Below are 9,670 nucleotides of genomic sequence, written 5' to 3' on the forward strand. Positions count from 1 at the left end.
ATGAAATATTTAAGATTATCAGGCCTTGAGCCTCTTATCATAACACCGGAGAGTAATTTCATCAACGTTGGTGAAAGGACTAATGTTGCCGGTTCCAAAAAGTTTCTAAGGCTGATTAAAGAGGAGAAATTCTCTGAAGCATTAGATATTGCCCGCCATCAGGTAGAAGGAGGCGCCCAGATTCTGGATGTCAATTTTGATGATGGTTTGATTGATGGAAAAGCTTCCATGATCAAATTCCTGAACTTAATTGCTTCCGAACCGGATATCGCAAGAATCCCGATCATGGTAGATTCTTCCAAATGGGAAATCCTTGAAGCAGGTCTTCAGGTAGCCCAGGGAAAATGTGTAGTGAATTCTATCAGCTTAAAAGAAGGCGAGGAAGAATTTATCAAACATGCCAAAGCCATCAAAAGATATGGAGCGGCAGTCATTGTAATGGCATTTGATGAGGTAGGTCAGGCTGACAGTTTTGAACGAAGAATTGAAATTTCAAAACGTTCCTATGATATCATGGTAAATCAGATTGGTTTCCCTGCAGAAGATATCATTTTCGACTTAAATATCTTTCCGGTGGCAACAGGAATGGATGAGCACAGAAGAAATGCCATCGACTTTATTGAAGCGACACGCTGGGTAAGACAAAATCTTCCTTATGCATCCGTAAGTGGAGGAGTGAGCAACGTCTCCTTCTCTTTCCGTGGAAATGATACCGTAAGAGAAGCCATGCACTCAGTATTCCTTTATCACGCCATTCAGGCAGGAATGAATATTGGTATTGTAAATCCTGCCATGCTGGAAGTGTATGATGAGATTAATAAAGAATTACTGGAGCTTGTAGAAGATGTAATTCTGGATAAAAGAGAAGATGCTACAGAAAGACTTCTCGACTATTCCGAAAAGCATAAATCAGTAAAGAAAGAAAAGACCGAAGATCTGGAATGGCGAAACAATCCATTACAGGAAAGAATTACGCACGCTTTGGTAAAAGGGATTGATCGTTTTATCGAAGAAGATGTAGAAGAAGCAAGACAATTAGCAGCAAAACCGCTTCATGTAATCGAAATTAATCTGATGACCGGAATGGGAGTCGTAGGAGATTTATTCGGAAGCGGGAAAATGTTCTTACCTCAGGTAGTGAAATCTGCGAGAGTAATGAAAAAAGCAGTGGCCTATTTACAACCTTACATTGAAGCAGAAAAAGACGGCTCGAAACCTGCCAATGGAAAAATATTAATGGCAACGGTAAAAGGAGACGTTCATGATATCGGTAAAAATATTGTGAGTGTTGTTTTGGGTTGCAATAACTATGAAATCGTAGACCTCGGTGTGATGGTTCCCGCTGAAAAGATTATCCAGACCGCTATTGCAGAAAAAGTAGATGTTATTGGATTAAGCGGACTGATTACACCAAGCTTGGATGAAATGGTATATATCGCTTCAGAATTAGAAAGACAAAATTTAGATTTTCCTTTGCTGATAGGTGGTGCAACAACTTCAAAAGCACATACCGCTGTGAAAATCGATTTAAAATATAAAAACGCTGTCGTTCACGTGAACGATGCTTCCAGAGCAGTAAACGTAGTAAGTTCATTGCTGGGTGACAGGAATAAAGAATATGTTTCAGATTTAAAGAATGACTATTCCGATTTCAGAGAAAAGTTCCTGAACAGGCAGGTAGATAAAGATTATGTTTCCATTGAAGAAGCAAGACAAAATAATTTTAAAATTGACTGGGAAAATGAAGAAATTTTCACACCCAATAATCTTGGAATAAAGGTAATAGAAAATCAGGATCTGAGAGAGCTTCTACCTTTTATCGACTGGTCTCCGTTCTTCAGAAGCTGGGATCTTCATGGGAAATACCCGAATATCTTAGAAGATGAGGTTGTAGGAGTTCAGGCAAAAGAACTTTTCAAAGATGCTCAGGTTATTCTGAATAGAATTCTTGATGAGAAACTTTTAACAGCAAAAGCCATCTTCGGAATCTTTAAAGCCAATTCCAATGAATCTGATGATATCCTGATTTTTGATGAAAATAATAATGAACTGGCCAAGTTTTTAACCTTAAGACAGCAGGCTCAGAGATCAAAAGGAAAAGACTACCTCGCTCTAAGTGATTTCATCGCACCTCAAAGCTCAGGGAAAACAGACTACATGGGAGCATTTTGTGTGACCACAGGTTTCGGAACTGATGAATTGGCAGAAGAATATGAAAAAGCCAATGATGATTACAATGCCATCATGGTAAAAGCTCTGGCAGACCGTTTTGCAGAAGCCTATGCCGAATTTTTACATAAAAAAGTCAGAACAGAATATTGGGGATATGCCAATCAGGAAAACTTAAGCAACGAAGAGCTTATTGCCGAAAAATATAAAGGAATCCGCCCCGCTCCGGGATATCCGGCCTGCCCGGACCACCTGGAAAAGAAAACCATATGGGATCTATTAAAAGTAGAAGAAAATACAGGCGTTTTCCTTACAGAAAGCCTTGCCATGTTCCCAACAGCATCCGTTTCCGGATATTATTTCGGAAGCCCGCATGCCAAATATTTCGGATTAGGAAAAATTACAGAAGACCAGCTTGAAGATTATGCAGCAAGAAGAGGTTGTAGCATTCAGGAAGCGAAAAAATGGTTATCACCCAATTTAGCAGATTAATATTGACATGAAGATAACAGAACACATTAAAAATGCAAATGGAAAAACTTTATTCTCCTTAGAAGTTGTTCCGCCACAGAAAGGAATCGGGATTGAAGACCTTTATACCAATATAGATCCTTTGATGGAATTTAAACCACCTTTCATTGACGTGACCACATCCAGAGAAGAATATATTTATCTGGACAAAGGAAATGGTCTTATGGAACGCCGTATTACAAGAATGCGCCCCGGAACACTGGGAATCTGTGCCGCTATTCAGCATAAATACAATGTAGATACAGTACCACATCTTCTTTGCGGAGGTTTTACAAAAGAAGAAACAGAATATCTTCTGGTAGATTGTATGTACCTCGGAATAGACAATGTAATGGCTTTAAGAGGAGATGCCATGAAAGGACATCAGTATTTCGAACCGACTCAGGGAGGTCATGCCAGTGCGATGGATCTTGTGGAGCAGATTAATAATCTGGGAAGAGGAAAATACCTTCATAACGAAGAACAGGTATGTGATGAATTGAACAAATTCTGCATCGGGGTTGCCGGATATCCCGAAAAGCATATGGAAGCCCCTTCCATGAATTATGACTTGAAGTGGCTGAAACAAAAAGTAGATGCCGGAGCAGATTATATCGTAACCCAAATGTTTTTTGACAATAAAAAGTATATTGAATTCGTTCAGAAAGCAAGAGAAATAGGTATCACAGTTCCGATTATTCCGGGAATCAAGCCTATTGCGACCAAGAAACACCTGAAAATCTTACCTCAGGTATTCAAAATAGATCTTCCCGAAGAACTGATCAATGAGGTAGAAAATGCGAAGAATAATGAAGCGGTAAAGCAGATCGGAGTAGAGTGGGCCATTGCTCAATGCAAAGAATTACTGGATTTTGGAGTTCCTGTTCTGCACTTCTACTCAATGGGGAAGAGTGATAATATTAAAAAAGTAGCCGGTGAGCTATTCTAATAAAAGTACCAAAATGAAGGAACCCCTGTGAATTTTCACAGGGGTTTATTTTTTTATTGATTTAAGAACTTAACCAGTTTAATGAGATCTTCTTCTTTATTGATTTTAATATTATTAGATTTTGCAAAATTTTCAATTGCATCCTTTTTTGCTGGAAAGGCCTCTGCGATATCTTTTACTTTCTTTGGTTTTTTAATATACCCTGACTCTGTTTTGATATAATAAACAGGATCTAATGTTTTAAAAAAAGCTGCTTTATCAGTTGCATATGAATTGGCTGCAGGAATAGCATCTTGAAATTTAACCTTTACTTTTTTGTAAAGCGGGATTTTACCATTAACTAATTCGAAAAAATATCCACTCAGGTCGTCATTAGTTTTTAATAATACCATCGTGCTTTTGGGCGATAAAATTTCAATTCTCGAAAACTGCTCTTCTTTAGGCAGTACTAATGGTTTACCTTCTTTCTGAAATTCTACTTCATCCTTATAGCTATTGTATCTTACAGATACCTTTTCAAAGTTTTCAGCTACTTTAGCAAGATGGAATTCTGCATTGTAATAAGGAGAACCTGCTATTTCATCATACTTTAATGCTCTCCCAAAGTTTTCTGATCGTACTCCGAATACTGCGTGATCCCCTCCAAGGCTATTTACAGATATTGTACTTGAATAGTTGGATGAGTAGTTGTTAGGTGTAAAGTCTTGTGCATATACAATGCATGAAGCAACCAGTAAGGCGCTTATAATTACTTTTCTCATTTTGTTAGTTTTATTTAAAGTTTTCAAAAGTTATTTTCAAAAATACGACTATTATTCTTAAAATAATTAAATTTTATTAATGTATTTAATTATAATATTTCATGTCTCTCAAATTCCTTACTCCTGTCAAACAAATACCGGTAAGTAGCCAGTTTTCGGGTAACAGTAGTATCAAGAGCCTCTGCAATTTTAATCATTTTTGGATTAAAATCACCAATCCACTGCAGCTCCGTAATCGTAAAATCCGTATGCTTTCTTAAATGCTGTGTTCCTTCCCAGATCATATACCCGTCAATCCCTTTCTTCTGCCATTCAGGAACCACACCGAATACGAGACCCACCATTTTTTCATTCTTTTTAAAACGCTTTAAAAACAAAAATTTGAGCTTTTCAAAAATTCCGAACTTTCCATTCAGATATTTAGACCATTGGTTAACGTCAGGAATATTGATCCACATCGCAATCGGTTTCTCATTTTCATAAACAAACCATGAAATATGTTCATTGATGATAGGTTTCATCGTCTTGAACATTTTCAGAACTTTTGCCTCTTCCAAATGCTTACCTTCCCCATGGGAAGCCCACGCTTTATTATAAACTTCTGTAAAGTCCTTTGCAAATTTCGGCAGATTATTCTTTTTTATAGGCTGAGCAGAAATGGCAGGATTTCTTCTGTTCTTTTCATGCGCAATGGTAAAGATCCTTGAAACTTCTGCGAAAACAGGTCTGGTAAAACAAAGCTGTTCAAAATAAATCTGAAATCCATAATTTTCAAAAAGATCCTTGTAATAAGGGAAGTTGTAATTCATTCCAAACAAAGGCTCTATAAAACCTTCAGTTAAAAGTCCCCAGAATTTATCCCGTTCCCCAAAATTGATAGGTCCGTCCATTGCCTCCATTCCTTTTTTCTGAAGCCAGTTTTTACAATAGCCAAAAATAAAATTGGCTGTTTCCTGATCATTAATACAGTCGAAAAAACCAATTCCTCCCGTAGGCTGCTTTTGCTCATAACATCCATTCACAAAAACAGCAACTTTTCCAACTGTCTTGTTATTTTTTTTAAACAAAAATCTCTCACATTCTCCATTTTTAAAGAATTTATTTTTTTCAGGGTCAAAAATCTCCTCAATATTTTTATTCAAAGGGCGTATATAATTTTTGTCGTGTTGATAGAGGCGGGCAGGGAATTCCAGAAATTCCCTTTTTTGGAGTTGGTTTTGTACTTGTTCGACAATAATCATAGGCTTTTTAATCAGAAATGGCTATAAAGGATAATGTTTTTCATCTCATTTGAAATAGAGAAAAAGATATTATCCGTATTTTTGCTGCAAATTAAATAAAAATGGTTGATTTTACTGATAACGACGATGATATTTTCACGGGAAAAGAACATACGCCTATAAGGAAAGATGCTTTTGATAAATCGCCACAGGAAAAAATTGAAAAAATTACTGAGCTTTTTGGCGAGATCATGGAAACGCTGGGCATGGATATGACAGATGATTCTCTGAAAGACTCTCCAAGACGTGTTGCCAAGATGTATGTGAATGAAATTTTCGGAGGACTTCTTCCGGAAAACAAGCCAGGAGTTTCCACTTTCTCCAATAAATACAAGTACCGCCAGATGTTGGTGGAAAAAGACATCACGGTATACTCTTTCTGCGAACACCACTTTTTACCTATCATAGGAAGAGCACATGTTGCTTATATTTCCAATGGAGAAGTAATAGGTCTTTCAAAAATTAACAGAATTGTGGATTATTATGCAAAAAGACCACAGGTTCAGGAAAGATTGACCATGCAGATTGTTGATGCCTTGAAAGAAGCTTTGGGAACAAAAGATGTAGCCTGTATCATTGATGCCAAACATCTTTGCGTAAACTGTAGAGGAATAAAAGATACATCAAGTTCTACAATTACTGCGGAACTAAGTGGTATTTTCAGAACCAACCCTATTACAAGACAGGAATTCTTACATTATGTAGGAAGCCATGCAAAGCTGGATTATTAAATCATGAACTACCGGATTCTTAGAAATATTATTGATGCCGAGCTTAAGAGATTTCAAAACATCACTGAAGAAGAGTGGTCATATAAAGGTTCTTCTGAAAAATGGTCAAAAAAAGAAATTATTGGTCATCTTTGTGACAGCGCTTTTACAAATATCCGTAGATTTGTTGTGACACAATACAAAGAGAACGAAAATATTGTATACGACCAGAATTTTTGGGTAAAAGCTCAGAACTATCAGAATGTTCCTGTTTCAGATCTTATTGACCTGTGGAAGTCTTTGAACTATCAGATTGTTCACATCGTGGAAAATATCCCGGATGAAGCATTACAGAGAACCTGTGATACTACCAAAACAGAACCCAGGGTGTATACGCTGGAGTTTATTATTAATGATTATGTAGACCATTTACAGCATCATTTAAAAGCGATTTAATTATGATAAAATTTAAAAAAGTTTCCGATAAAATCTTCATTGCAACAATTATTTGTTGTGACAGAATTATTTTTTAACTACTTTTTGAATCTTTAAAACTATTAAATCTTTTAACTTAAAAATAAATGCAATTAAAAATATATAACTCCCTTACAGCGGAAAAAGAAATATTTAAACCTATTTTAGAAGGAAATATCGGGATGTATGTCTGCGGACCTACAGTGTACAGCAATGTGCATTTAGGAAATGTAAGAACCTTCCTTTCCTTCGATTTTATCTACCGTACCCTGACTCATTTGGGGTATAAAGTAAGATATGTAAGAAATATTACCGATGCAGGACACCTTACTGATGATGGAAATGTAGATAATGACAGATTCGTAAAGCAGACCAGACTTGAAAAGCTGGAGCCTATGGAAATTGTACAGAAGTACACCGTAGACTTCCACAAAGTACTGGATATGTTCAATCTGCTGCCACCCAACATCGAACCTACTGCTACAGGACATATTGTAGAGCAGATAGAATTAACTCAAAAACTGATTGAAAGAGGCTTTGCTTACGAAAGCAACGGTTCAGTATACTTTGATGTATTAGAATACAACAAAAGAGGGCTGAACTATGGTGAACTTTCAAAACGTAATATAGAAGAGCTTTTCGCCAATACCAGAGACCTTGACGGACAAGGTGAAAAGAAAAACCCACAGGATTTTGCATTGTGGAAAAAAGCATCTCCCGCACACATTATGAGATGGAATTCCCCTTGGGGAGAAGGTTTCCCGGGATGGCACCTGGAATGTACTGCAATGAGCACAAAATATCTTGGCGAAACATTCGATATTCATGGAGGAGGAATGGATCTTAAATTCCCTCACCACGAATGTGAAATCGCACAGGGAAAAGCCTGCAATGATGCAGCACCGGTAAATTACTGGATGCACGCCAATATGCTGACGATGAATTCTCAACGTATGAGCAAATCTACAGGAAACTATATCCTTCCTATGCAATTAGTTACAGGAGATAATGACTTCTTTGAAAAACCTTTCCATCCTTCAATTGTACGTTTCTGCTTCCTGCAGGCGCACTACAGAAGCGTTCTGGATATTTCAAACGATGCCATGATGGCCAGTGAAAAAGGATTCATAAGATTAATGGAAGCAGTGAAAGTATTGAATTCTATTACTCCAGATGATACAAAACAATCCGGTTTCAGCCTGAAAGAGTGGAAAAATAAAGCCTATGAAGCTTTAACAGATGATTTCAATTCACCCATACTGATCGCTCACCTGTTTGAAGCGGTGAAATACATCTTTGCTTTAAACGATGGTAAAGAAACAATCTCAACTGCAGATCTTGAAGATTTAAAGTCAACATTAAATGCCTTTATATTTGACGTTTTAGGATTGCAGACTGTAGAAGAAAACAACAATGAAAAGCTGGATCAGACCCTAAAAGTTTTGATCGAATTAAGAAATCAGGCAAGGAAATCCAAAAACTTTGAGCTTTCAGATCAGATCAGAGACAAATTGCTTGCAGAAGGTATCGAATTAAAAGACGGAAGAGACGGAACATCATACGTTCTGAACTAGAAAATATAACTTCGTTTTATCCCCATTCCGTAGGAGTCCCTTATATATAGGATTCTTACGGAATGTTTTTTTATCCCCAGAAACACCTCACTATTTTCTATTTCTTTTTTTATTCTCCCATCACCAGGCGTCTTACCCTCTTTTATCTTCAACCTTTTCACCCTTTCACTCTCTTACTCTCCAACTTTTTTTGGGAGCTTCATCCTGCTCTCCATTCCTACTCCTCGCGCCATGGCTTTCCCACGCTCCAACCCAGCGACTCTCCCACCCAAGCTGCGGGGTAACCATTTCTATCAGGGCTAGGGGAGGAGTTATAAATGATGAATGATGGATGATGGATGATGGATGATGAATGATGAGGTTCGGGTTGTTGTTTCGAGGTTCAGGTCTCCATGTATAAAAGGAACATTGGTATTGAAATTTCATATTTCAGAATTCTATGGAAACAGGTTATTGAGTACGAATCCCTATTCCCATTGTATCATTCCGCAGGAATCCAAATTCTTTACAAGAGCGCTTGTAAGTTGGCAGGATAATATCTGAGGTCTTTTAGCTGTTAGTATTAGCCGTGTCCTGCTGAGCTGAGTCGAAGCATTTTAATTACAGGTATAGGCGTTAAATCTTATTACTCTATATTATATAAATGTACTCTTTAGGATTTCGCATCATCCTATCCTATATATAATATAAATACAAACCCCTTATCTGTGTCCATCTGTGTCATCTGTGGTTCATTATAACTATTCAATAGGAGTGGGCTAAAATCCTGAGCTTCGTCGAAGGAATCCCGTTTAGCAAAAAAGACCCCCTTAATTCAGGTTTAGCCAAAACCTATATATAGGTTATTAATTTAAAAAAGCTATTCTCATAATTCTATAGACCATATTTTGATCATTCGCCCCCAAAACCCCGCATCTTGCATCCGGAATCATCCCCTCTCGCCCTCCAACGCTCCCACCCTCTCACCTGATTCTCCAAACAAATGTTTAAAATTTTTCTCCCTGCGTTCCAGTTGATTAGGATAAAAACCTATTCGAATATGAAATTTATGTTAAATAAAGTTGTTTTGCGTTGTAATAAGTTATTATCTTTGCCCCACTGAAAAACGAGAGTATATCAGTAGCGCAGAAGAGCCTTTAGATAGGCAGAAACGATATTACTTCCAAGAAGAGACAAGCGAAAAAAACTTCAAAACTTTTTGTAAAAAAAGTTGCCAGTTTAAAAAGAGTTTGTATCTTTGCAG

7 protein-coding genes are annotated in these 9,670 nt (G+C 37.2%); 5 read left to right on the forward strand and 2 right to left on the reverse strand.

The genetic code is table 11. The annotated features are described in order from the left end of the window. Both metH and metF read left to right on the forward strand, forming a co-directional pair. Complete coding sequence (gene metH / locus ACODR7_RS11925) at window positions 1-2,661, forward strand: methionine synthase (RefSeq protein ID WP_488839217.1); 2,661 nt, start codon at window positions 1-3, stop codon at window positions 2,659-2,661. A gap of 7 nt (window positions 2,662-2,668) precedes the next feature. Continuing rightward, window positions 2,669-3,628: a methylenetetrahydrofolate reductase [NAD(P)H] gene (gene metF / locus ACODR7_RS11930; protein ID WP_488839219.1), complete on the forward strand. Its 960-nt coding sequence runs from the start codon at window positions 2,669-2,671 to the stop codon at window positions 3,626-3,628. Between the two features lie 53 nt (window positions 3,629-3,681). On the opposite strand, the gene ACODR7_RS11935 is transcribed toward metF, so the two are convergent. Together ACODR7_RS11935 and ACODR7_RS11940 are read right to left on the reverse strand one after the other, a co-directional pair. Further along, a complete protein-coding gene (locus ACODR7_RS11935; protein ID WP_488839221.1) occupies window positions 3,682-4,389 on the reverse strand; it encodes a hypothetical protein in 708 nt (235 codons plus the stop codon). A gap of 89 nt (window positions 4,390-4,478) precedes the next feature. Beyond that, on the reverse strand, window positions 4,479-5,630 hold the full coding sequence (locus ACODR7_RS11940) for a hypothetical protein (RefSeq protein WP_488839223.1): 1,152 nt from the start codon (window positions 5,628-5,630) through the stop codon (window positions 4,479-4,481). A gap of 101 nt (window positions 5,631-5,731) precedes the next feature. On the opposite strand from ACODR7_RS11940, the gene folE reads away from it, so the two are divergent. The 3 genes from folE (at window position 5,732) to cysS (ending at window position 8,427) form a co-directional block, all read left to right on the forward strand. After that, complete coding sequence (gene folE, locus ACODR7_RS11945; RefSeq protein ID WP_488839224.1) at window positions 5,732-6,400, forward strand: GTP cyclohydrolase I FolE; 669 nt, start codon at window positions 5,732-5,734, stop codon at window positions 6,398-6,400. 3 nt (window positions 6,401-6,403) lie between these two features. Then, window positions 6,404-6,835 carry a DinB family protein gene (locus ACODR7_RS11950; RefSeq protein ID WP_488839226.1) on the forward strand — a complete coding sequence of 144 codons (432 nt, stop codon included), beginning with the start codon at window positions 6,404-6,406 and terminating at the stop codon, window positions 6,833-6,835. Window positions 6,836-6,960: 125 nt separating this feature from the next. Next, complete coding sequence (cysS, locus tag ACODR7_RS11955; RefSeq protein ID WP_488839228.1) at window positions 6,961-8,427, forward strand: cysteine--tRNA ligase; 1,467 nt, start codon at window positions 6,961-6,963, stop codon at window positions 8,425-8,427. Window positions 8,428-9,670 lie beyond the last annotated feature (1,243 nt).

Source organism: Chryseobacterium sp. FG46, assembly GCF_057809135.1.